Source organism: Streptomyces griseorubiginosus (genome assembly GCF_036345115.1).
Classification (GTDB): Bacteria; Actinomycetota; Actinomycetes; order Streptomycetales; family Streptomycetaceae; genus Streptomyces; species Streptomyces griseorubiginosus_C.
Genome location: NZ_CP107766.1, coordinates 2,131,737 through 2,154,511, shown reverse-complemented (window position 1 = coordinate 2,154,511; position 22,775 = coordinate 2,131,737). Strand labels below are relative to the sequence as shown.

General features: G+C 74.0%; 18 protein-coding genes. 11 read left to right on the top strand and 7 right to left on the bottom strand.

The window, feature by feature from the left end; translation table 11 throughout:
- Positions 1-188 precede the first annotated feature (188 nt).
- From OHN19_RS09735 to OHN19_RS09715, 5 genes are all read left to right on the top strand, one after another.
- Positions 189-3,677 carry a BTAD domain-containing putative transcriptional regulator gene (locus tag OHN19_RS09735; protein ID WP_330263803.1) on the top strand — a complete coding sequence of 1,163 codons (3,489 nt, stop codon included), beginning with the start codon at positions 189-191 and terminating at the stop codon, positions 3,675-3,677.
- A 160-nt stretch (positions 3,678-3,837) separates the two neighbouring features.
- Positions 3,838-4,503, top strand: a complete 666-nt coding sequence (locus OHN19_RS09730) for a M15 family metallopeptidase (RefSeq protein ID WP_330263802.1) — start codon at positions 3,838-3,840, stop codon at positions 4,501-4,503.
- Positions 4,504-4,636: 133 nt separating this feature from the next.
- Positions 4,637-5,119, top strand: a complete 483-nt coding sequence (locus OHN19_RS09725; protein WP_330263801.1) for an RNA polymerase sigma factor — start codon at positions 4,637-4,639, stop codon at positions 5,117-5,119.
- Positions 5,120-5,229: 110 nt separating this feature from the next.
- Positions 5,230-6,375 carry a C40 family peptidase gene (locus OHN19_RS09720; RefSeq protein ID WP_330263800.1) on the top strand — a complete coding sequence of 382 codons (1,146 nt, stop codon included), beginning with the start codon at positions 5,230-5,232 and terminating at the stop codon, positions 6,373-6,375.
- Between the two features lie 200 nt (positions 6,376-6,575).
- Positions 6,576-9,455: a SpoIIE family protein phosphatase gene (locus OHN19_RS09715; RefSeq protein ID WP_330269567.1), complete on the top strand. Its 2,880-nt coding sequence runs from the start codon at positions 6,576-6,578 to the stop codon at positions 9,453-9,455.
- Here OHN19_RS09715 and OHN19_RS09710 read toward each other — a convergent pair.
- Positions 9,442-10,809 (bottom strand): hypothetical protein, encoded by a 1,368-nt coding sequence (locus OHN19_RS09710; RefSeq protein ID WP_330263799.1) that lies wholly within the window; start codon positions 10,807-10,809, stop codon positions 9,442-9,444. The genes OHN19_RS09715 and OHN19_RS09710 overlap by 14 nt on opposite strands.
- 93 nt (positions 10,810-10,902) lie before the next feature.
- On the opposite strand from OHN19_RS09710, the gene OHN19_RS09705 reads away from it, so the two are divergent.
- The gene (locus OHN19_RS09705) at positions 10,903-12,129 is read left to right on the top strand and encodes a molybdopterin-dependent oxidoreductase (protein WP_330263798.1); all 1,227 of its coding nucleotides are present in this window, start codon (positions 10,903-10,905) and stop codon (positions 12,127-12,129) included.
- 292 nt (positions 12,130-12,421) lie between these two features.
- Here OHN19_RS09705 and OHN19_RS09700 read toward each other — a convergent pair whose 3' ends face one another.
- The 3 genes from OHN19_RS09700 to OHN19_RS09690 are packed head-to-tail and all read right to left on the bottom strand — an operon-like array spanning position 12,422 to position 14,597.
- Complete coding sequence (locus tag OHN19_RS09700) at positions 12,422-13,285, bottom strand: class I SAM-dependent methyltransferase (RefSeq protein WP_330263797.1); 864 nt, start codon at positions 13,283-13,285, stop codon at positions 12,422-12,424.
- Positions 13,282-13,890: a TIGR04282 family arsenosugar biosynthesis glycosyltransferase gene (locus OHN19_RS09695; RefSeq protein ID WP_330263796.1), complete on the bottom strand. Its 609-nt coding sequence runs from the start codon at positions 13,888-13,890 to the stop codon at positions 13,282-13,284. The genes OHN19_RS09700 and OHN19_RS09695 overlap by 4 nt, the downstream gene beginning before the upstream one ends.
- Positions 13,887-14,597, bottom strand: coding sequence for a glycosyltransferase family 2 protein (locus OHN19_RS09690; protein ID WP_330263795.1), 711 nt, complete (start codon positions 14,595-14,597; stop codon positions 13,887-13,889). The genes OHN19_RS09695 and OHN19_RS09690 overlap by 4 nt, the downstream gene beginning before the upstream one ends.
- 103 nt (positions 14,598-14,700) lie before the next feature.
- Here OHN19_RS09690 and OHN19_RS09685 point away from each other — a divergent pair, with 103 nt between their 5' ends.
- Together OHN19_RS09685 and OHN19_RS09680 are read left to right on the top strand one after the other, a co-directional pair.
- Complete coding sequence (locus tag OHN19_RS09685; protein ID WP_330263794.1) at positions 14,701-15,417, top strand: response regulator transcription factor; 717 nt, start codon at positions 14,701-14,703, stop codon at positions 15,415-15,417.
- 2 nt (positions 15,418-15,419) lie between these two features.
- Positions 15,420-16,532 carry a HAMP domain-containing sensor histidine kinase gene (locus tag OHN19_RS09680; protein ID WP_330263793.1) on the top strand — a complete coding sequence of 371 codons (1,113 nt, stop codon included), beginning with the start codon at positions 15,420-15,422 and terminating at the stop codon, positions 16,530-16,532.
- A 97-nt stretch (positions 16,533-16,629) separates the two neighbouring features.
- Here the strand turns inward: OHN19_RS09680 and OHN19_RS09675 are convergent, their stop codons facing one another.
- From OHN19_RS09675 to OHN19_RS09665, 3 genes are read right to left on the bottom strand one after another with little or no spacing between them, the layout of a single operon-like run.
- Entirely contained in the window at positions 16,630-17,631 is a 1,002-nt protein-coding gene (locus OHN19_RS09675) for an NAD-dependent epimerase/dehydratase family protein (RefSeq protein WP_330263792.1), read from the bottom strand.
- Between the two features lie 52 nt (positions 17,632-17,683).
- A complete protein-coding gene (locus OHN19_RS09670) occupies positions 17,684-19,132 on the bottom strand; it encodes a HAMP domain-containing sensor histidine kinase (protein ID WP_330263791.1) in 1,449 nt (482 codons plus the stop codon).
- Positions 19,129-19,803, bottom strand: a complete 675-nt coding sequence (locus tag OHN19_RS09665; protein ID WP_123763728.1) for a response regulator transcription factor — start codon at positions 19,801-19,803, stop codon at positions 19,129-19,131. Before OHN19_RS09665 ends, OHN19_RS09670 begins: the two co-directional genes overlap by 4 nt.
- A 175-nt stretch (positions 19,804-19,978) precedes the next feature.
- Between OHN19_RS09665 and OHN19_RS09660 the strand changes: the two genes are divergently transcribed.
- Genes OHN19_RS09660 through OHN19_RS09650 form a run of 3 tightly spaced genes read left to right on the top strand, consistent with a single transcriptional unit; the run spans position 19,979 to position 22,768 of the window.
- Positions 19,979-21,319, top strand: coding sequence for a ferredoxin reductase family protein (locus OHN19_RS09660; protein ID WP_330263790.1), 1,341 nt, complete (start codon positions 19,979-19,981; stop codon positions 21,317-21,319).
- Positions 21,320-21,329: 10 nt separating this feature from the next.
- Positions 21,330-22,028 carry an FMN-binding protein gene (locus OHN19_RS09655; protein WP_330263789.1) on the top strand — a complete coding sequence of 233 codons (699 nt, stop codon included), beginning with the start codon at positions 21,330-21,332 and terminating at the stop codon, positions 22,026-22,028.
- Between the two features lie 8 nt (positions 22,029-22,036).
- The gene (locus OHN19_RS09650; RefSeq protein ID WP_330263788.1) at positions 22,037-22,768 is read left to right on the top strand and encodes an FAD:protein FMN transferase; all 732 of its coding nucleotides are present in this window, start codon (positions 22,037-22,039) and stop codon (positions 22,766-22,768) included.
- Positions 22,769-22,775 lie beyond the last annotated feature (7 nt).

The following is a 22,775-nucleotide window of genomic DNA, read 5'->3' as shown; positions in this document are numbered from 1 at the left end:
CCGTTCGGTGGGGGTGTCGGTGAGTGGGGCCTCTGTTCCTGTGTCCAGGCGCTGTCCGGGGTCCACCCCGGGGTGATCAGCCGTTCGGATCCGGCCAGCGCGGCTGTGCGCACGCCGTGCGGTGTCCGTGCCCGTCGATATCGTCGATCGCGTATCCGTGGGGTGGGCGGTGCGGCGATCGGGGGACCATGCTCCAGGTACGGCTACTGGGTCCGGTGGAGGTGTGGCAGGGCAACCGGCGGGCCCCGCTCGGCGGGGTCAGACCACTCGCCGTCCTGTCCGCGCTCGTCGTCCACCTGGGCGAGGTCCTCTCCACGGAACGGCTCGTCGACTCCGTCTGGGACGAACAGGCCCCCGCGACCGCCAACGCCCTCGTCGCCACCCATGTCTCCGCGGTCCGCCGCGCCCTGGCCCGGGTCGACGCCGCCGAGGTGATCCGGACCCGGCCGCCGGGCTACGTCGCCGACCTCGACCCCGCCCAGGTCGACGCCCGCCGCTTCGAGGAACTGCTCGCGTCCGGCCGGTCCGAGGCCGCCCGGGGGCACGTCGCGGAGGCCGCCGAGCTGCTGTCCGAGGCGCTCGGACTGTGGCGCGGCCAGGAGGCCCTGGAGGGGCTGGCGCAGTCGTTCGCCAGGATCGAGGCGGCCCGGCTGGCGGAACTGCGGCTGGTCGCCCAGGAGGAGTCCTTCGGCCTGCACCTGGAGCTCGGCCGCGCCGACCGCACCATCGCGCCCCTGCTCGCCCACGTCGCCGCGCACCCTCTGCGGGAGCGGCCGCGCGGCCAGCTGATGACCGCGCTGTTCCGCACCGGCCGGGTCTCCGACGCCCTGCGCACCTACCAGGAGGGTCGCGAGGCCCTGCGGGAGGAGCTGGGCATCGACGCGGGACCGGAGCTACGGGCCCTGCACAAGGCGGTACTGACCAACGACCCGGCGCTGCTCGGTCCGGAGGACCGGCGCGGCGAGGGCTCACGGGCCGCCGAGGGGTTCGGGTCCGGTACCGGCCCGCGACCGCGGCCGCGGTCTCAGGGCGCCGCACGGCCCGGCGCCGGTGCCTCGCCGCCCGGTTCCTCGCCGTCAGGCGGTGGCTCCCGGGCCCATGAGTCCCCACGGTTCGGCACGGGGTCCCGGCCGGGCGAGTCCGATCCCCTTTCCCCCGGCTCCGGGGCGCACGAGTCCACTCCGTTCGGCTTCGGCTCCGGGGCGCACGAGTCCACTCCCCCCGGCTCCGGCTCCGGGGCGCGGGAGTCCTTTCCGTTCCGCCCCGGCTTCCGGCCGCACGAGTCCCAACCGTCCGTTCCCGGCTCGCGGTCGCCGCACGAGTCCGACACGTTCGGCCCCGGCTCCCGGTCCTCGGTGGCCGGGCGACAGGTCGGGGAGCGGGCGGCGGTGCGTCGTACGGCGGCCGGGGCCGGCGCGGCCACGCGACCCGCTCCCTCCCATCTGCCCCCGGACATCGCGGACTTCGTCGGCCGTGCCGACCAGATCGACTGGGCGGTCTCGCTGCTGGGCGGAGTCGACGACCCGGGCCGTACCGCCCCGCCCATCGGGGTGATCTCCGGACGCTCGGGGACCGGCAAGACCGCCCTCGCCGTCCACGTCGGCCACCGCACCGCCGAACTCTTCCCGGACGGCCGCCTGTTCGTGGACCTGCGGGCCGCCGACACCGCCCCCCTCCAGCCCGCCGACGCCCTCGCCCGGCTGCTGCGCGCCATGGGCGCCGAACCCGAGACCCTGCCGAGCTCGGTCGAGGAACTCACCGGCCTGTACCGCACGTACACCGGCCACCGCCGCATCCTGCTGATCCTCGACAACGCCGCCGGAGAGGCACACGTACGGCCGCTGCTGCCGCCCGGACCCGGCTCCGCGGTGCTGGTCACGAGCAGGCGCCGGCTGGTGGCGCTGGAGGGCGCCGCCCACCTCGACCTGACCGTGCCCGGCCAGGACGAGGCCCTCGAACTCCTGAGAAGGGTCGCCGGAGCGGACCGTACCGACGCCGAGCCGGAACAGACCGCCGAGATCGTCTCCCTGTGCGGGCGGCTGCCGCTCGCCGTGCGCATCGCCGGGGCACGGCTCGCCGCCCGCCCGCACTGGGTGCCCGGCCGGCTCGCCGCCCGGCTGCGCGACGAACGGCTCCGGCTCAACGAACTGCGCGCCGGGGACCTGGAGTTGCGCACCAGCCTCGAACTGGGCTACGCCGACCTCGACCCGCAGGAGCAGCGCGCCCTGCGCCGGCTCGCCCTGCTCGACCTGCCCGACTTCGCCGCCTGGATCGCCGCGCCCCTGCTGGACATCGGCACCGAGGAGGCCGAGGAGGCCGTCGAGCGACTGGTGGACTGCCACTTCATCGACGTGATCGGGGTGGACGGCACCGGCCGCAGCCGCTACCGCATCCACGACCTGGCCCGCGAACACGCCCGCGAACGCTGTCTGTCGGAGGAGAGCGCCGAGGAACGCTCGGCGGCCGTCCTGCGGCTCGTCGAGTGCTGGCTCGGACTCGCCGAGAAGGCCGCGGCCCGGGGCCCCGGCGGCGCGGCCCGCTACTTCCCCGAACCGGCCTCCGTACGGCCCGTCGACCCGCGGGACCCCGGGGCCGAGGAGGAACTGCTCGCCCGGCCCGCCGCCTGGTTCGCCGCCGAACAGGCGGGCCTGCTGGCCGCGGTGGACCACTGCGCCGACCACGGCCTGGACCGCGCCGCCCGGGACCTCGCCGGGGCACTGATCGCCAGCTCCGTCGCCCTGTACAACCAGTTCGACGCCTGGTCCCGCTCGCACACCGCGGCGATGGCTGCGGTGCGCCGCAGCGGCGACCGCGAGGGCGAGGCGTGGCTGCACGTCGGACTGGGCCAACTGCGCTACGAACAAGACGAGTTCGAGGAGTCGTACGGCTACTTCAGGGACGCCCTGAGGCTGTTCGAGGCCCTCGAGGACGTGCCGCAGGGGACGGCCCAGGCCCTGGTCGGCATGGCCACCGCCCGCAGGGAACAGGCCCTCTTCGCGGAGGCCCTGGAGCTGTTCGGCGCGGCGCTGGAGCGGTACGGGCCGGACGGCGACCGCGGGGCCCTGGCCCAGGTGCTGTACGGAATCGGCTGCGTCCACCGGGAACAGGGGCAGGGGGCGGACGCCCGCGAGGCCTTCACACAGGCCCTGGAGCTGTACCGGGCGGAGGACGACCGGTTCGGTGCGGCGCTGACCGTGCGTTCGCTGGGCCTGTGCCACAGGGCGGAGGGCGAGTGGGCGGCGGCGGAGGGGTTGCTGCGGGACGCGCTGCGGGGGTTCGCCGACCTCCACGACACTTTGGGCCTGATGTACACGGAGCAGTCGCTGGCGAAGGTGGAGCTGCGGCAGGGGCGGCTCGGCGAGGCGCGCGAGCGGCTGGAGCGGTGTCTGGAAGTCGCCCGCGACCGGCAGGACCGGTTCGGGGAGGCGCTGGTGCTGCGGACGCTGGGGGAGTGGCACCTGGCCGCCGGTGACGCGGTGGCCGCGCGGGGGCCGTTGGAGCGGGCGCTCGGTCGGTGGGAGGCGTTGCGGCTTCCCCTGTGGCGGGCGCGGACGCTGTGGGATCTGGGTGAGGTGTTCGACGCGGTGGGGGAGTCGGGGGCCGGTTCGGAGGCCCGGGCTGAAGCGATGGGTGTGTTTCGGGAGTTGGGGGCCAGGGAGGCGGGGGAGCGGGGTTAGTCGCCTACTGGGGTGCCGGGTTCGGTTGTAGGGCGGCTGCGGGTGCGTTGGGCCTGGTCGCGCCGTTCCCCGCGCCCCTTCGGGCGCGCTGCAGGACCCCGGGTATCTGCTTGCAGGCGTTCTGCAGAGCAATTGCAGAGGTGCCCGGGACGCTGTTCCCGTGACCGACATCATCACGCTTGCCGATCCTCGGGTCGCCGCCGTCCGGCCGGACGAATGCGGGGAGCCGCTCGTCGATCTGCGGGTCGGCGGGCAGTTGCTGCTCGACGAGCGGCAGGCCGACGGCGACGGCAGCTACGCCCATCTGCGGGCCGGCGCGCTGGAGCGGCTCGTGCGGGCGCAGCGGCTGCTGCCCGCCGGGATCCGGCTGCTGGTGGTCGAGGGGTACCGGCCGCCGGACCTCCAGCGCCGCTACTTCGAGCAGTACGCGGCGACCCTGCGCAAGGACCACCCGGACGCGGGTCCCGAGCGGATCCGTGAGCTGGCGAGCGCGTACATCTCACCGCCGGAGGTCGCCCCGCACGTCAGCGGCGGCGCGGTCGACCTCACCCTGTGCGACCACACGGGCCGCGAACTGCCGCTCGGCACCGAGGTCAACGCCACCCCGGAGGAGAGCGGCGGCGCCTGCCGCACCCACGCACCCGGCGTCAGCGCCGAGGCACGCGCGAACCGGGCCCTGCTCGGCCGCGTGCTCGGCGCGACCGGGTTCGTCAACTACCCCACCGAGTGGTGGCACTGGTCGTACGGCGACCGGTACTGGGCGCTGCTGCGCCGGGTCCCGGCCGCTCGCTACGGCCCCGCCGCCCCACCCCGCCCGCCGGCCTGACCACCGGCGCGGGACAGCACCACAGAACACCGCAAGGGATCACATGATCACCGCAAGGGATCACCGCAAGGGGGAACGAGTGGACCACAGTCCTCATGGCTGTCCGCCACCGCCGCGTGAGGCCGACACCCGGATGAGCCCGGGAGACTTCGACGCCTCCTTCACGGCCGACATGCCACGTCTGCGCAGACGGCTGCTGGCGCTGACGGGCAATCCGCACGACGCCGACGACCTGCTCCAGGAGACCTATCTGCGGCTCTCCCGACGGGCCCGCGCCCAGAGCCTGACGCGGCAGCAGCATCCGTACGCCTACACCTGCGCCGTCGCCCTCAACCTGCTGCGCGACTCCTGGCAGCACCCTTCCCGCCGCGAGCGCACCACCGACGAGCTGCCGGAGTCCGGCTGGGACGGCGGACTCGCATCCTACGAGGCCTCCGCCACGGCGCTCTCCCTGCTCGGCATGCTCTCCGAGAAGGAGGCCGCCGCGGTGATCCTCGTCGATCTGGAGGGATTCACCCACGACACGGCCGGGGAGCGGCTCGGCGCCCACCGCGGCACGGTCCAGCGCAACCGGCTGCGGGGCCTCGCCAAGATGCGCGCCGCGCTCCACAACTGACCGGGTGGCACACCTCCACGGGGGTGGGGTGTGCCGCCCGGTCTGCCCGCCGGCGTCACCGGCATCCCGCCGGCGCCATCTCGACGTCACCTCGACGAAGGAAGAGTCCCTTGAAGACCATCAGCACGCGCCGCCGGACCAGCGGCGCGATCCTGGGCGCCTCGGCCCTGGCCCTCACCGCCTTCTTCTCCGCCCCGGCCCACGCGGCCCAGGCCGCCGCGGACGCGAGCTGCGGGGTCCTCGCGCCCGGTGCCTCGGCCACCGCGCAGGCCGCCGTCGCCGCGGCCTGTTCGCAGATCGGCGTCTGGTACAGCTGGGGCGGCGGCCACGCGGCCACGCCCGGCGCCAGCTACGGCTACTACGACGGCTCGGACCCGGACAGCCTGCACGACGGCGAGCGCAAGGGCTTCGACTGCTCCGGACTGATGCGGTACGCCTACTACCAGGCCACCGGCAAGGACCTGCTCAACGGGACGGCCGACGACCAGTTCCACACCTCGCAGGCCTCCGCCCGCTTCTCCGCCGGACAGGGCACCGCCCCGCTGCTGCCGGGCGACCTGATGTTCTGGGGCAGCGGGCACGTCCACCACGTGGCCATGTACCTGGGCAACGGCCAGATGGTCGAGGCGTACGAGTCCGGCACCCACATCCGGGTCACCTCCGTGCGCACCGGCGGCGACTACGCGGGCGCGGTCCGGATCAACGGCTCCGGCACCCCGGTCCCGCCGCCTGCGAACGGCGGCACGGTCTTCGAGACCTGGGGCACCGGCGTGCGCACGCACCGGTCGCCGAGCGTGGGCTCCGCCGTCGTCGACACCTTCCCCGGGCCGACGCAGGTGTCCGTGCAGTGCCAGCAGCACGCGGAGACCGTGACCGCGGAGGGCTACACCAACGACGCCTGGTCCAAGCTCGCCGACGGCTCCTGGGTCACCAACATCTACATCAAGGGCCCGGCCTGGCTGCCCGGCATCCCGGACTGCGGCGGCAGCAGCACCCCGCCGCCGTCCGGTGGCAGCAAGGCGTTCCAGACCTGGGGCACCGGGGTGCGCACCCACAGCGAGCCCAACGTCAACGCCGGCGTGGTCGACTACTTCGCGCAGCCGACCACGGTCAACGTGGTCTGCCAGGCCCACGCCCAGACGGTGACGGCCGAGGGCTACACCAACGACGCCTGGGCGAAGCTCACCGACGGCTCGTGGATGACCGTCATCTACATCAAGGGCCCGGAGTGGCTGCCCGGCGTGGCCACCTGCTGACCTGAATGACTCCTGGACCGGACCGGCCCTGCGGGTGGGCCGGTCCGGTCGCGGCGTCGGCGCCCCGCGCGGGCGGCTCCGGAGACCCTGCGAAGGCTGTTGTGAGGCGCGTCACAAGAGGTCTACGGTGTAGGGGCTTGGAGAGCGCCGGGGGCGAGCCGAGCGGCGGCGAGCGACCGGGCCACCTCCTGGTGAGGGAAGTGATTCCGTTGTCCGTCACCTGGGACGACATCGGCGGCCTGGTCGATGCCCACGAACGATTCCTGGCCGGCGCCCGGGTGGACTCGGACGTCCGGGGAGCGGTGCTCGACTCCTGGAAGCGGTGCCGGTCCGTCGGTCTCGACCCCGACCGGCTCCTCGTGCCGTACGCGGCCGACCTCGCCCTGGACGAGGGCTTCCTGCGGGCCGCCGAACCGGTGCTGCACCGCCTGACCGGCTCCCTGTCAGAGGTGGGCATGACCATCGCGCTCTGCGACGGACAGGGCCGGATGGTGCAACGGCTCGGCGGGGACCGGCTGTTGCGGGGGCGACTGGACGAGGTGCGGTTCGCCCCTGGCTTCGACGCCTCCGAGCAGGTCGTCGGCACCAACGGCGTGGGTACCGCGCTGGCCGAGCGCGGGCCCGTCTACGTCGTCGGCCGGGAGCACTTCGCGGACTGCCTCCAGCCCTTCGCCTGCGCGGGGGCGCCGGTGCGCAATCCGCTCAGCGGGCACATCGAGGCCGTACTCGATCTGACCTGTCTGCGGGACGACGGCGACCCCCTGATGCTGCGGCTGGTCCGCGAGGCGGCCCGGGACATCGAGGCGCGGCTGCTGGACCAGGCCACGGAACGGGAGCGGGCGCTGCTGGCCGCGTACCGGCGGGCGGGGCGGGACGCCGGAGGGTGGCCGCGGCAGCCCGCGCCGGTGACCGGGGACGCCGAGGGGAGTGGTCTCGGGCGGATCGATCTGGCCGTCCTGCGGGAGAAGGCCGAGGAACTCATCGCGGCACCGCACCGGACCCTCGACGAGGTCATGCTCTCCGGTGGCCGCAGCGCGATGCTGCTGCGCCGGCAGGTGCGGGGAGCGGCGGGTGAGACGGGTGTGGTGATCGAGGCGAGGATCCTGGGCGGCCGTCCGGACTCGGTTTCGGGCCCCCTCGACCTGCTCCCCGGTTCCCGACCGGGACCGCTCCCCACGACCAGGTCGACACCGACCCTGACGGCGACCCCGCCCCCGACGCCGACACCGGCACCGACCCCGACGCCGGCACCGACGCCCGCCACGGCCATCAGAACCGGGACCCCGGCGAGGACCAGGGCGACCACGCCGAGCATCCCCACCCCCGCCCCCGCGACCGACGACCGTCTGCTCCTCCTCGGTGACCCCGGGGTCGGCCGGCTCGCCCTGCTCGCGCGCCGGCGGCTGGAGTTGCTGCACGAGGCCGGGGTCCGGATCGGCACCACCCTCGACGTCGCGCGCACCGCCGAGGAACTCGCGGAGGTGGCCGTGCCGCGGTTCGCCGACTTCACCGCCGTCGATCTGCCCGACCCCGTGCTGCACGGCGAGGAACCCGGACCGCTCGGCGCCGACTCCCCGCTGCGCCGGGTCGCCGTGGGCAGCGTGCGCGAGGAGCCCGACCTGTACGGCGTCGGCGACCAGGTCGGCTATGTGCCCTCGACCCCGCAGTCCCGCAGCCTGGAGAGCGGGCGGGCCGTGCTGGAACCGGTGCTCGCGGAGGCGGGCGGCTGGCTCGCCCAGGACCCGGCGCGGCTCGCCCGGGTGCTCACGGCCGGCATCCACTCCCTGATCACCGTGCCACTGCGGGCCCGCGGCACGACCCTCGGCGTGGTCAGCTTCTACCGGTCGGGACAGCCCGTCCCCTTCGAGGAGGACGACCTCTCCCTCGCCCAGGAACTGGCCGGCCGCGCGGCCATCTGCATCGACAACGCCCGCCGCTACACCCGCGAGCACAACACCGCGCTCGCCCTCCAGCGCAGCCTGCTGCCCAAGGGCCGCCCCGAGCAGAGCGCCGTCGAGGTCGCCTACCGGTACCTGCCCGCGCAGGCCGGTGTCGGCGGCGACTGGTTCGACGTGATCCCGCTGTCCGGGGCCCGGGTGGCGCTGGTGGTCGGCGATGTCGTCGGCCACGGCCTGCACGCCGCCGCCACCATGGGCCGGCTGCGCACCGCCGTGCACAACTTCTGCTCCCTCGACCTGCCGCCCGACGAACTCCTCACCCACCTGGACGACCTGGTGGGCCGCCTGGACCGCGGTGAGGGCTGGGCGGTGGACAGCGCCCAGGCGGACTCGGGGATCGTCGGGGCGACCTGTCTGTACGCCGTCTACGACCCGGTGTCCCGGCGCTGCACGCTCACCCGCGCCGGTCATCCCCTGCCCGCGGTCGTCGCCCCCGACGGCAGTGTCGAGTTCGTCGACCTGCCCTCCGGACCGCCCCTCGGACTCGGCGGCATGCCCTTCGAGACCGTCGAGCTGGAACTCGCCGAGGGCAGCCAACTGGTGCTCTACACCGACGGGTTGATCGAGGACCGGCACCAGGACATCGACACCGGTCTCGCCCGGCTCCGCTCCGTGCTCGCCCGCGCCGACCGGCCGCCGGAGGAGACCTGCGAGGCCGTCCTGGACGCGATGCTCCCGGCCCGGCCCAGCGACGACGTGGCCCTGCTCGTCGCCCGCACCCGCGCCCTCGATCCCGGGCGGGTCGCCCAGTGGGAGCTGCCGAGCGACCCGGCGGTCGTCTCCCGCTCCCGCGCCGCGGTCACCGAACAGCTCGCCGCATGGGGCCTCACGGACCTGTCGTTCACCGTCGAACTCGTCGCCAGCGAACTCGTCACCAACGCCATCCGGCACGCCACCGGCCCGGTCCGGCTACGGCTGCTCCGGGACCGCGCCCTCATCTGCGAGGTCTCCGACGGCAGCAACACCTCACCCCGGCTGCGCCGCGCCCGCACCGAGGACGAGGGCGGCCGCGGCCTCTTCCTGGTCGCCCAGCTCGCCGAACGCTGGGGGACCCGCTACACGCCCGACGGGAAGATCATCTGGACCGAACTGCCGCTGCCGGGACGGCTCACCACCCCGTGAGCAGCAGATGGTTGAGGAGCAGCGCGACCAGGGCCTGCCCGACCAGCCAGCCCCGCGCTCCCGTCAGAAGCGCACACGCGGGCAACAGCCACGCGGCGAACGGCAACCAGATGCGTTCGGTCTCCGCCTTGCTCATCCCGGAGAGATCGGCGACGAGCAGAGCCAGCACAGCGGCGAGCACCAAGGCCGCCAACGGGCGCGGGGCTGTATCGATACGCGGCTCAGCCGCGGGGCGCGACCAGCCCCCGCCCGGCCACAGCCGCACGACGGCCCGCCGCACCCCCGCCACCGTGGCCGGCCCCACGATCAGCACAGCGCACGCCAGATTCGCCCACACCCAGTACCCGTACGGCCGGACCCCGCCCGCCCCTTGGTAGTAGCGGGTGACGAGAATCCGGTACCCCTCCCACCACTCGAACCCCAGCGCGGTGAAGACGACCGGCGCGACCGCGCAGCCTGCCAGCGCCGACCACAGGGGCCGACGGAAGGACCCCACCCACACCACCGCCCCGGCGATGACGAGCATCAGCGTCAGGCCGTACGACAGATAGACGGTCAGACCGAACAGCAGGCCCGCGCAGAAGCCGCACAGTGTCGGCCGGACCCCCCGCACCGCGAGGGCGAGCAGGGCCACCGCCCAGGCGGCCACCGCCGCGAAGTACCCGTCGGCCGACGTACCCACCCAGACCGCGGCCGGGGCCAGGACCAGAAAGGGTGCGGCGCGGCGGGCGAGCGACTCGTCGGCGAGGGTCCGTACGGCGACCAGGACGGCGACCGCCGCGGTGGTGCCGAGGGTGATGCACCAGGTCCCCGCCCAGCCCCCGCCGCCGAGGCCGACCCGGTCGAGCAGGACGAAGGTGAGGGTGGCGCCCGGGGGATGCCCGGCGACATGGGCTCCCCAGTTGTCGGGAGCGTCGATCAGGATGTGCCGGGTGAAGTCCCGCAGGGCCGCCGGGATGTCGTGGAAGCGAGGGACGGCCCGGAGGTACTCGTTCCTGGTGGTGAGCTGCTCGGCGACGCCCCGGTGCCAGCCGTCCACGAGGGCCAGGGACCACGTCCAGGCCATGCCCGCGCCCCAGACGGCGAGCAGCAGCGGGCGCCAGGGCAGCCGGGCGGCGAGCGAGGGGCCGTACGCCACCACGGCGGCCGCGACGAGCACCGCGGCCGGGGTGCCGGGACCGACATGGGGATCCCAGCTAGCCAGCAGGGGCGGCCAGCCGACACGGAGGGAGCCGTGCCGGTGCTGGATCGCCCGGCCGACCAGGACGGCGGTCAGCACGAGGAGCGCGGCGCACAGGGCCGCATACAGGTCACGACGAAGGTCCCGGTTCACCCGGACGACGCTAGGGCGCATGGGCGCCCCCGGACGGCTGACATGCGACGACGTCAGACTTTCGTCATGGTTCGCGGACCCGTTTCCGGGGTGCCGCGGACCTACCGTCGGGGCATGGCACGGTCTCCCTTCGCCCCCTCCTTCTGGCGCAGCCCGCTGCGCGGCCCCTGGCTCACCTCGGTCCTCGGGGTCGTCCTCCTCGGCGGCATCACGCTGTTGTTCGTGACGGGGCTGCTGTCGTACGCCGCCTACAACCCGGACCTCGCGCCGGTGAACGACAAGACCCCGGACAAGGGGATCCTCGGCTTCTACCTCTTCTCCTGGCCGACGGACCCTCACTGGCTGTACCGGCTGAACCAGGGGGTCCACGTCACCCTGGGCATCACCCTGATCCCCGTCCTGCTGGCCAAGCTGTGGTCGGTGGTGCCCAAGCTGTTCACGCTGCCGCCCGCGCGCTCCCTCGCGCACGCCCTGGAGCGGGTCTCGCTGCTTCTGCTGGTCGGTGGCGCCCTGTTCGAGTTCGTGACCGGGGTGCTCAACGTCCAGCTCGACTACGTCTTCCCGGGCTCCTTCTACCCGCTGCACTTCTACGGGGCGTGGGTGTTCTTCACCGCGTTCGTCGCGCACGCCGTGCTGAAGACGCCCCTCGCGCTCCGCAATCTGCGTCAACTCAGGGAAGAGAAAACCGAGTTGGTGTCACCGGACCCCGCCGAGCCGACCGTGTCCCGCCGCGGGGCCCTCTGGTTCGTCGGGGGCGGATCGCTGCTGCTGTTCCTCACCACGGCCGGGCAGAGCTTCGACGGCGCGCTCCGCAGAACCGCCCTGTTCGCCCCGCACGGGGGCGCCGATCCGGCTTCCGGGCCGAACGGCTTCCAGATCAACAAGACCGCCGCCTACGCCGGGATCGACCACATCGAGACGAGCGAGGAGGCCTGGCGGCTGGTCGTCGTCGGGCGTGCGGGCCGTACCGTGCGCCTCAGCCGTGCGGACCTGCTCCGACTCCCGCTGCACAGCTCGGCGTTGCCCATCGCCTGCGTGGAGGGCTGGTCCACCTCCGACCAGTGGTGGCGCGGGGTGCGGCTGCGGGACCTCGCCGCGCTCGTCGGGTACGAGGACGCGCCACCGGACCTCTTCGTGGAGTCGCTGCAACGGCACGGCGCCTTCCGGCGGGCCGCCCTGCGCGCCAACCAGGTCGCCGACCCGCGCTCCCTGCTCGCCCTGTTCGTCAACGGCGAGGACCTGACCCCCGACCACGGCCACCCGGCCCGGATCATCGTGCCCGCGGCACCCGGTGTACTCAACACCAAGTGGGTGGCGCGGCTGACCTTCGGAGACCTGTGATGCGGATCCCGCTCGGCAGCCCCCTCCAACTCCTCCTGCTCGTCTGCTCGTTCGCCCTCGCGGGATACGCGGGGGTGCGGCTGCTCGCGGGGGACCGGTTCGGGATCGCGCTGTGGTTCGTCGGAGCGGCCGTCCTGCACGACCTGGTGCTGCTGCCGCTGTACGCGGCGGCGGACCGGGCGCTGGTGCGGACGGCGGGCCGGCACGTCCTGTACGTCCGGGTCCCCGCCGCCTTCTCCCTGCTGCTCCTGCTCGTGTGGTTCCCGCTGATCAGCGGGCAGGTCGCGGACCGCTACGCCTCGGCGACCGCCCTGTCCCCGGACGGCTTCCTGGCCCGCTGGCTGCTCGTGACGGCGGTGCTCTTCGGTGGTTCGGCGGTGGTCCTCGTCGTACGGCGGCGCAGGGCCACGAAGCAGCGGCCGCCCGCCGTCCACTGATCCACCGGCGCCCAGCCGGCGCGGGCCGCGTGCCGCAGCAGGGCGGGGGTGCCGAGCCGGGCCCACGGGAACGGGTTGCCGGCCGCGCCACGGGCGTCGGTGACATGCACCCGGACCCGCTCGTCGAGGTCGGGATCGGTGACCGTCTCGGCGATCAACAGGCCGTCGAGCGACAGGAGTTGGGACGTACGGTCGAGCAGGGCCGGGGGGTCGCCGCCGATGCCGATGTTGCCGTCGAGCAGCAGCGCGGTGCCCCAACGGCCCTCGCCGGGCAGGGACTCGAAGACGGACCGCCGCAGGGCCTGCCCGCCGAGCGCGACGGTCCGCGCGACCGCCGCGTCGCTCACGTCGATGCCGAGCACCCGCCGTCCGCGGGCCCCGAGCGCGGCGACGAGCCGCCCCGGACCGCACCCGACATCCAGCACCGCGCCCTCGCAGCGCCGCAGCACCCCCAGATCCACGGCGTCCGCGGCGGCGCACCAGCGCTCCAGTTCGAGCGGGAGCAGCCAGCCGTCGGCCCGGCGCAGGAAGAGAGGGCCACGGCCGGTACGCAGGGCCCGCGCGTAGGGGTCGGCGGACCAGGTGCCGTCCGCCGCCTCCGGCCCATCCTTGCGGGCGTCGCCCGCCGGGGCTTCGTACGCCCGGGCACCGGCGCCCGGCAGCACCGACCTGAGGCGGGGAGCCGCACCGGTCGAGATGCCGACTCGTGGCCCCCTCACCGCGGCACCCCCGCGATCCGGGTCAGCTCCGTCGCGAACCGTCCGTGCGGGGCCTCCCGGGCGACCAGTTCCGCGTCGGACGCCGTGTCCACGTCCCGCAGCGGGGGCAGGTCCCGTACCCGCAGGCCGGTCAGCCGGGCGCGCTGGGCCGCTCCGGTGCCGGGGGTCGACATCGGGACCCCGCGCAGCCGGGACGGGTCCGGTTCGGCCAGGCCCAGCGCCCAGAAGCCGCCGTCCTCCGCAGGCCCGAAGTACGCCTCGCAGTCGGCGAAGTCCACCGTGAGCAGCTCGGGCGTCACCTGGGGCGTGTCCATGCCGATGAGCAGGGCCGGCCCGTCGCAGCCCGCGAAGGCCGCGGCCAGCCGCTCGTCGAGGCCGCCCGCGCACTGCCGTACGACCTCGAAACCCGGCGGCAGCCAGGGGCCCGGGGCGCCCTCCAGGACCAGGACCCGGCGCCGGGCCGGGGTGCGGGCCACCACGTCGAGGGTGTCCGCGAGGGACGCCTCGGCCAGTGCGGCCGCCTGTTCGGGCGTGAACGGCGGGGTGAGCCGGGTCTTGACCCGACCCGGCCTCGGCTCCTTGGCGATGACGAGCAGCGTGGTCACACCCGCACCCCCGTCCCGGATCCGGAGAGGACCTGGCTCATGTCCCGCACCGCCTGCCACGTGCCCCGCCAGGTGCCCGTCACCTTGGAGGCACCGGTCCGCGGCCGGTACGGCACGTCGTGCTCGGCGATCCGCCAGCCCGCGTCGGCCGCCCGCACCACCATCTCCAGCGGATAGCCGCTGCGCCGGTCCGTGAGGCCGAGGGCGAGCAGCGGTTCACGCCGGGCGGCCCGCAGCGGCCCCAGGTCGTGCAGCCGCAGACCGGTGCGGCGGCGCAGCAGCCGGGCGAGCGCGAGGTTGCCCGCGCGGGCGTGCGCCGGCCAGGCACCGCGGGCCTGCGGACGGCGCCGGCCGAGCACGAGGTCCGCCTCACCGGCCAGCACCTCGGCGACGAACGGCACCAGGTCCGACGGGTCCAGCGAGGCGTCGCAGTCGCAGAAGCACACGACGTCGGCCGTGGCCGCGGTCAGTCCCGCATGGCAGGCGGCGCCGAAGCCGCGCCGCTCCTCGCGGACGACGGTCGCGCCGAGAGCGCGGGCGATGCCCGCCGAGCCGTCCGAGGAGCCGTTGTCCACGACGAGCGCGCGCCAGCCGGGCGGGATGCGTTCCAGCACCCACGGCAGGGCCCCGGCCTCGTCCAGGCAGGGCAGCACGACGTCCACGGACGCCGCCGGTTCGTTCACTGAAGGGGTCGTCACGACGTTCACCCTACGAACGCAGAACGGACAAACCGGACTCCGGCTCCTTACGAAACAAGGACGTCGTAGCCCGTCCGCGGCACATTCGCGCGCGCGGTGCGAGGCTGGCGGCATGGAGCAGCAGCAGTACGCGCAGACCCGGCGCCGGGTCCTCGTCGTCGACGACGACCCCACCGTCGCCGAGGTGGTCTCCGGCTACCTGGACCGGGCCGGATACCTCGTGGACCGGGCCGCCGACGGCCCCGACGCACTGGCCCGGGCCACCGCGCACCGCCCGGACCTCGTCGTCCTCGACCTGATGCTGCCCGGCATGGACGGTCTGGAGGTGTGCCGCCGGATGCGGGGGAACGGGCCCGTCCCGGTCATCATGCTCACCGCCCGCGGCGACGAGGACGACCGCATCCTGGGTCTGGAGGTCGGCGCCGACGACTACGTCACCAAGCCCTTCAGCCCCCGCGAACTGGTCCTGCGGGTCGAGTCCGTGCTGCGCCGCTCCCGGCCCGCCCAGCCGGCCGCAGCCCTGCGCGCGGCCGGGCTCAGCCTCGACCCCCAGGCCCGCCGCGCCACCAAGAACGGCGCCGAACTCGCCCTGACCATCCGTGAGTTCGACCTCCTCGCGTTCTTCCTGCGGCACCCCGGCCGGGTCTTCGGCCGCGAGGACCTGATGCGGGAGGTGTGGGGCTGGGACTTCGGCGACCTGTCCACCGTCACCGTCCATGTGCGCAGGCTGCGCGGAAAGGTCGAGGACGACCCGGCGCGCCCGCGGCTCATCCAGACCGTGTGGGGCGTCGGATACCGCTTCGAGGACGCCGCGGGAAGCGAGGCCTGACCATGCGCGACATGCTCCTCATCGCCCTCTACGCCTTCCTCGGCGCCGCCGCCGCAGGGCTCCTCGGCGCCTGGGTCCTGCTGCTGGTCCGGCGCCGCTCGCTCTCCCTGCACCTCACCGTGGTCGCCGCCGTCGGTGTCACCGCGATGCTGGCCGGCACCCTCGCGGTCGCCCAGGCGATGTTCCTGTCCGGGCACGACCTGCGGGTCGTCACCACCGTCGTCCTGATGGCCGCCGTGGTCTCGCTGGCCACCGCCCTGCTGCTCGGCCGCTGGGTCGCCGCCCGCAGCCGGGCCCTCGCCCTCGCCGCCCGCTCCTTCGGCGACGGCGGCGACTTCACCTCGCCCGGCGGCCCCACCACCGCCGAACTCGACGCCCTCAGCCGTGAGTTGGAGGCCACCAGCGCCAGACTCGCCGAGTCCAGGGAGCGCGAGAGGGCCCTGGAGTCCTCCCGGCGCGAACTCGTCGCCTGGATCTCCCACGACCTGCGCACCCCGCTCGCCGGGCTGCGCGCGATGTCCGAGGCCCTGGAGGACGGTGTCGCCGCCGACCCCGCCCGCTACCTGCGGCAGATCCGCACCGAGGTGGAACGCCTCAACGACATGGTCGGCGACCTCTTCGAGCTCTCCCGCATCCACGCCGGGACGCTGGCGCTGAGCCCGAGCCGGATCTCCCTGTACGACCTCGTCTCGGACGCCCTCGCGGGCGCCGACCCGCTGGCCCGCGAGCACGGCGTACGGCTGGTCGGCGACCGGGTGGCGGCCGTGCCGGTCGAGGTGGACGGCAAGGAGATGAGCCGCGTCCTGGGCAACCTCCTCGTCAACGCGATCCGCCGCACCCCCGCCGACGGCACGGTCGCGGTGGCCGCCGAGGACCGCGCCGAGGGCGTCGTGCTGTCCGTCACGGACGGCTGCGGCGGTATCCCCGAGGAGGACCTGCCCCGCGTCTTCGACACCGGCTGGCGCGGCACGCACGCCCGAACTCCCCCTGCCGGGGCGGGACTCGGCCTCGCGATCGTCCGGGGCATCGTGGAGGCCCACGCGGGCCGGGCCACCGTACGCAATGTGCCGGGCGGCTGCCGCTTCGAGGTGGTGCTGCCGTCGGCGGCTTCCTGACAGAGCCGCCGGCGCCGCCCGCCACCGCCCCTGGAAACATGGTGGTGCCGCCCGTGGCCGCTTGCCTTCACGGGCGGCACCACCGGTCCACCGCGGGCTACGCGTCCCGCATCCCGGCGCCCGCGAACTCCCGCATCCCCTCGGCGAATCCGACCTCCGCCTTCCACCCCAGCTCCGCCCGCAGCCGTGCCGAGTCCGCCGTGATGTGCCGTACGTCCCCGAGGCGGTACTCCCCGGTGACCACCGGCTCGGGACCGCCGTACGCCTCGGCCAGCGCCCGGGCCATCTCGCCCACCGTGTGCGGCTCGCCGCTGCCGGTGTTGTACGACGTGAGCGCGCCGTCCGCCGAACCCGCCTCCAGCGCCGCCACGTTGGCCGCGGCCACGTCCCGCACGTGGACGAAGTCCCGGCGCTGACCGCCGTCCTCGAAGACCCGCGGGGCCTCACCGCGCGCGAGCGCCGAGCGGAAGAAGGAGGCGACGCCGGCGTACGGGGTGTCGCGGGGCATGCCGGGGCCGTACACGTTGTGGTAGCGCAGGGCCACCGCCGAACCGCCCGTGGCCCGCGCCCAGGACGCGGCCAGGTGTTCCTGGGCGAGCTTGGTCGTCGCGTACACGTTCCGCGGGTCGACCGGGGCGTCCTCACCGACCAGTCCCGGGGAGAGGTCCGCGCCGCACCGCGGGCAGGGTGGCTCGAAGCGCCCCGCGTCCAGGTCGGCCACGGTGCGCGGGCCCGGTCGTACGGCCCCGTGCCGGGGGCAGGTGTAGCGGCCCTCGCCGTACACGACCATGGACCCGGCGAGCACCAGCCGCCGTACGCCCAGGTCGGCCATCGCGGCGAGCAGGACCGCCGTACCGAGGTCGTTGTGGGAGACGTACCGCGGGGCGTCGGCGAAGTCCACGCCCAGGCCGACCATGGCCGCCTGGTGGCACACGGCGTCCACCCCGGTCAGGGCGCGGCGGACGGCGTCGGCGTCCCGTACGTCGGACGCCGGGTCGGTCCGGACGTCGTACGGGAGGGGCTCGTGGCCGCCTGCCGCGAGCGCCTCGACGATCTGGGACCCGATGAATCCGGCACCGCCGGTGACCAGTACGCGCATGCCCTCACGCTAGGGCCGCGACGGGCCGGGGCGACCGGGCCGCGCCCGCACGTCACGGCTTCGTAAGACTCAGTGGGAACGACACCGTGAACACCGTAGAGCCGGGTCCGCTGCTCAGCTCGACGGTTCCGCCGTGCGCCCGGACCAGGGAGTTCGCCACCGCCAGGCCCAGTCCGCTGCCGCCCCGGTCCCGGCTGCGGGCCTTGTCGACCCGGTAGAAGCGGTCGAAGACCCGCTCCTGGTCCGCGGCCGGGATACCGGGGCCCGCGTCCGCGATCCGCACCCGCGCGCTCCCGTCCCGCACCCGCACCCCGACCGACACCTCGGTGCCCGGCGGGGTGTGGACGGCCGCGTTGGTGAGGAGGTTGTCGAGGACCTGGCGGACCCGCTGTGGATCGAGCCGCAGCTTCAGGGCCTGCGGTCCAGGCGTCACCGTCAGCGGATGGTCCGGGTGACTCGCGCGGAAGGCGTCGGCCGCGTGCTCGACCAGTTCCACCAGGTCCACCTCGGCGGGCCGGAGCGGGGTCTCGACCTCCGCCGCGTCCAGCCGCGCGAGCAGCAGCAGGTCGTCCAGGAGGAAGCCCATGCGGGCCGCCTCGGCGCGCAGCCGGGCCAGGTGCTTGTCGCGCTCCTCGGGGGCGTTCGCGGCGGCGTACTGGAAGAGGTCCGCGTAGCCCCTTACCGACATCAGGGGCGTGCGCAGCTCGTGCGAGGCGTCCGCGACGAACCGGCGCAGCCGCTGCTCGGCCTCCGCGCGGACCGCGAGCGAGTCGTCGATGTGCTCCAGCATCGTGTTGAACGCCGTCCGCAGCTCCTCGACCTCCGGGCCGCCGCCCCGCTTGTCGGCGCGCAGCGGCAGCCGGGCCGCCGGCTCGGAGAGGTCGTGGGAGGCGATGCCGTGCGCGGTGGACGCCATGTCGCTCAGCGGTTGCAGACCGCGCCGCAGCAGCTTCCGGCCGACCACCACGAGCGCCAGCAGGGCCAGCCCGAACGCGATCACCTGGACGGTGATCAGCCGCCGTACCGTGTCGTCGATGTCGTCCAGCGGCGCGGCGCTGACCAGGACCACCCCGGGCTTCACCTCACAGGCCCGCAGCCGGTACTCGCCGGCGCCCGCGATGTGCTCGGTGCGCAACAGCTCGGTGTGCGCGGCGGTCTGCGCCCCGGCCAGGGAGGTGAAGGCGCCGACGTCCTCCGGCAGGTCGTCGGCGTCCTCGGGCTTGCGGAGCGTGGGGGTGCCGTCCGTCACGTCGTACACGGCGTAGAACCAGCTCCAGTACTTCTTGCCGGAGAGGGTGCCGTAGTCCGCGATGCTCTTGGACTGGGCGATCTGCGCCTGTGCGAGCTGGGTGTCGAGCTGGGCCGACAGGTAGTCCCGCATGTACGTGGTCAGCGCGGTGCCCACGACCGCGAACACCACCAGGGCCAGCGCCCCCAGCCCCAGCGCCAGCCTGGTCCCGAGCCGCATCCTCCGGTACGCCGAGCGCAGCCGCCGGATCACTCGGCCGCCTGCCGGATGACGTACCCGAAGCCGCGCACGGTGTGGATCAGCGGCGCCCGGCCGTCGTCGGGCTCGTCCAGCTTGCGGCGCAGCCGGCTGACGACCAGTTCGACGACGTTGGAGCGGCCGCCGAAGCCGTACTCCCACACATGGTCGAGGATCTGCGCCTTGGTGAGCACGGTCGGCGACTTGCGCATCAGGTACCGCAGCACCTCGTACTCGGTCGGGGTGAGGGTGAGCAGCTTGTCGCCCCGGCGCACCTCGCGGGTGTCCTCGTCCATGGTGAGGTCCCCGACGCTGAGCACCGAGCGCTGGAAGCCGGGTCCGGCGGCGCGCCGCAGCACGGTCCGCAGCCGGGCCATCAGCTCCTCCACGGCGAACGGCTTGACCAGGTAGTCGTCGCCGCCCCGGGTCAGCCCGGCCACCCGGTCGGCGACCGCGTCCCGCGCGGTGAGGAACACCACCGGCACCATGGTCCCCGAGCGGCGCAGCCGGTCCAGGACGCCGAAGCCGTCGATGTCGGGCAGCATCAGGTCGAGCACCACGATGTCCGGACGGAACTCCGCGGCACGGCTCAGCGCCTCCTCACCGGAGTTCGCGGTGACCGCCTCCCAGCCCTCGTAGCGGGCGACCGTCGCCACGAGATCGGCGATCGGCGGGTCGTCGTCCACGACGAGGAGTCGTACTTTTTCCACCTGCTCATAGTGCTGCACAGCGGGCCGAAAGCCAGCGCCGGGCGGGAACCCGGGACAGATCGATAACCTCTTGAAAGTTGTACGACAGCTGATCGACAGCTACCGCCGGGGAAGCTCGGTAGCCCAGGCCCCGATCAAGGAGCTCCCTCCCGTGACGACCGTCCAATCGCCCCCCGCGCCCCCCACGGCGGCCAAACGCCCCCGGGTGGTGGCCCGCACCGGGCTGTACGCCGTGCTGGCCGCCAACGCGGCGGTGGTCGCCTGGTTCTTCACCCAGGCGGGCTTCGCCTCCAACGCGCTGATCGTGCTCGGCCGCCTGACCGGTCTGTACGCCGCGCTCATCATGGCTTTCCAGCTGGTGCTGGTGGCCCGGCTGCCCTGGCTCGACCGCCGCATCGGCATGGACCGGCTGACCTCCTGGCACCGCTGGACCGGCTTCGGCATCCTGTGGACGCTCCTCGCGCACGTCGTCTTCATCGCGTTCGGCTACGCCGAGGGCACCGACACGGGCCCGATCGGTGAGATCGTCGACCTCGCCGAGACCACCGAGGGAGTGCTCCGCGCGGTCGTCGCGTTCTTCCTGATCCTCGTGGTCGGCGCGGTCTCCGCCCGCTACGCCCGGCGCCGCCTCGCCTACGAGACCTGGCACTTCATCCACCTCTACACCTACGTCGCCGTGGTGCTGGCCTTCACCCACCAGGTCTCGGTCGGGACCACCTTCACGTCCTCGTCCGCCGCCACCGCCTACTGGTACGGCGTCTGGGGCGTCGCGCTCGGTTCGGTCGTCCTGGGCCGCGCGGTGCTCCCGCTGTGGCGCAACTGGCGCCACCAGTTCCGGGTCACCGCCGTGGTCCCCGAGAACGACAACGTCGTGTCGATCTACATCAGCGGCAAGGACCTCGACCAACTGCCCGCCCGCGCCGGCCAGTTCTTCCTGTGGCGCTTCCTGACCGCCGACCGCTGGTGGCAGGCCAACCCCTTCTCGCTCTCCGCCGCCCCCGACGGAAAGACCCTGCGCCTGACCGCCAAGGCGGCCGGCGAGGGCAGCGCCGCCCTCCGGCACGTCAAGGTCGGCACCCGCGTCTTCGCCGAGGGCCCCTACGGCGCCTTCACCGCCCTGCACCGCACCCGCCCCGAGTCCCTCCTGATCGCCGGCGGCGTCGGCGTCACCCCGATCCGGGCCCTCCTGGAGGAGCTGGAGGGCCACGCCGTGGTCATCTACCGGGTCGGCTCCGACCGGGACGCCGTCCTCTACGACGAGCTGCGCGACCTCGCGGTCGCCAAGGGCGCCGAACTCCACCTGGTCACCGGGCCGCCGGTGCCCGACAAGCTGGCGGCGGCCGAACTGGCCCGCCTCGTGCCGGACATCGCCGAGCGGGACGTCTTCCTGTGCGGACCGCCCCCGATGATGAACGCCGTGCTGGGCAGCCTGCGGGAGCTGAACGTGCCCAAGGCGCAGACCCACTTCGAGCGCTTCAGCCTGGCGGGATGAGGAAGACACCGTGAAACGAGCCATACCTGTCGTCGTCCTGAGCATCGCGGGCCTGGTGCCCGTGTGGCTGTACCAGCCCTCCTCCGGCTCCTCCACCGTCCAGGCCGCCACCCCGGCACCGACGTCCACGTCCTCCTCCGGGGCGTCCGGCACGAACGTGGTCACGACCACGACGGTCGAGACGGAGAAGGGGCCCCTGCAACTCCAGGTGACCTTCGCCGGTACGAAGATCACCGCCGTGAGGACGCTCCAGCAGCCCGACCACCCGCAGACCGAGGCCGCCGTGCCGAAACTGGTGGCGGAGACGCTCCAGGCGCAGAGCGCGGACATCGACACCGTCTCCGGTGCCACGATCACCAGCGAGGCCTACAAGGACTCCCTCCAGGCCGCGATCGACGACAACGCGAAGACGGCGTCGGCATCCCCTTCGGCATCGGCCACGCAGCAGTCGTCCAAGACCGTCGACGGCACCGCGGTCGACACCGAGAAGGGCACCGTCCAGGTGCAGGTGACCTTCGAGGGCGACAAGATCGCCGCCGTGAGGATGCTCCAGCAGCCGAACCACCCGCAGACCACCGCGGCCGTGCCCCAGCTGATCTCGGGGACCCTGGAGGCGCAGAGCGCGGACATCGACACGGTGTCCGGAGCGACCATCACCAGTGACGGCTACAAGGAGTCCCTCCAGGCCGCGATCGACGCGAAGGGCTGAGCACCGCGATGCACCGGGTCGAACACGTCATGGGCTTCCCCGTCTCACTGCGGGTGGACGACGAGCACGTCCCCGAGTCGGCGGCGGACGAGGTCTTCGCGTGGCTGCGCGAGGTCGACGCCCGGTTCAGCCCGTTCAAGGAGGACAGCGAGGTGTCGCGGTACGACCGCGCCGAGCTGACCTCCGACCAGCTGAGCCCCGACCTGCGCGAGATCCTCGCCCTGTGCGAGCACTACCGTCTCGCCACGGGCGGCGCCTTCGACGTACGGCCGCCCGGTCGCCGTCTCGACCCCTGCGCGGTGGTCAAGGGCTGGTCGGTGCAGCGGGCCGCGGAACTGCTCAGGGCCGCGGGCGCCACCCGCTACGTCCTGAACGCCGGTGGCGACGTGGTCGTCTCCGGCGGCCCCTGGCGGGTGGGTGTACGGCATCCCGAGCACGCCGACCAGCTGTGCACGGTGCTCACGCTCACCGACGGGGCGGTCGCCACCTCCGCGCGCTACGAACGCGGCGACCACATCCTCGACGCCCGCACCGGCCGCCCGGCGACGGGCCTGCTCAGCCTGACGGTCGTGGCGCCGACCCTCACGGAGGCCGACTCGGTCGCCACGGCGGCTTTCGCCCTGGGCCCCGAGGGCGTCGACTGGGCGGCCTCCCTGGCGGGCTGCGAGGTGTTCGCGGTGGACGCCGAGCGCCGGGTACTGCGTACGCCCGGCTTCCCCGCGGCTCCCGCGGCCGCCTGAACGGACA

Bases quoted from the DNA above. Each gene is read 5' to 3' on its own strand.
- OHN19_RS09735 (WP_330263803.1), top strand. From the start codon at position 189: ATGCTCCAGGTACGGCTACTGGGTCCGGTGGAGGTGTGGCAGGGCAAC.
- OHN19_RS09725 (WP_330263801.1), top strand. From the start codon at position 4,637: ATGAGCCCGGGAGACTTCGACGCCTCCTTCACGGCCGACATGCCACGT.
- OHN19_RS09710 (WP_330263799.1), bottom strand. From the start codon at position 10,809: ATGCGCCCTAGCGTCGTCCGGGTGAACCGGGACCTTCGTCGTGACCTG.
- OHN19_RS09705 (WP_330263798.1), top strand. From the start codon at position 10,903: ATGGCACGGTCTCCCTTCGCCCCCTCCTTCTGGCGCAGCCCGCTGCGC.
- OHN19_RS09685 (WP_330263794.1), top strand. From the start codon at position 14,701: ATGGAGCAGCAGCAGTACGCGCAGACCCGGCGCCGGGTCCTCGTCGTC.
- OHN19_RS09680 (WP_330263793.1), top strand. From the start codon at position 15,420: ATGCGCGACATGCTCCTCATCGCCCTCTACGCCTTCCTCGGCGCCGCC.
- OHN19_RS09675 (WP_330263792.1), bottom strand. From the start codon at position 17,631: ATGCGCGTACTGGTCACCGGCGGTGCCGGATTCATCGGGTCCCAGATC.
- OHN19_RS09650 (WP_330263788.1), top strand. From the start codon at position 22,037: ATGCACCGGGTCGAACACGTCATGGGCTTCCCCGTCTCACTGCGGGTG.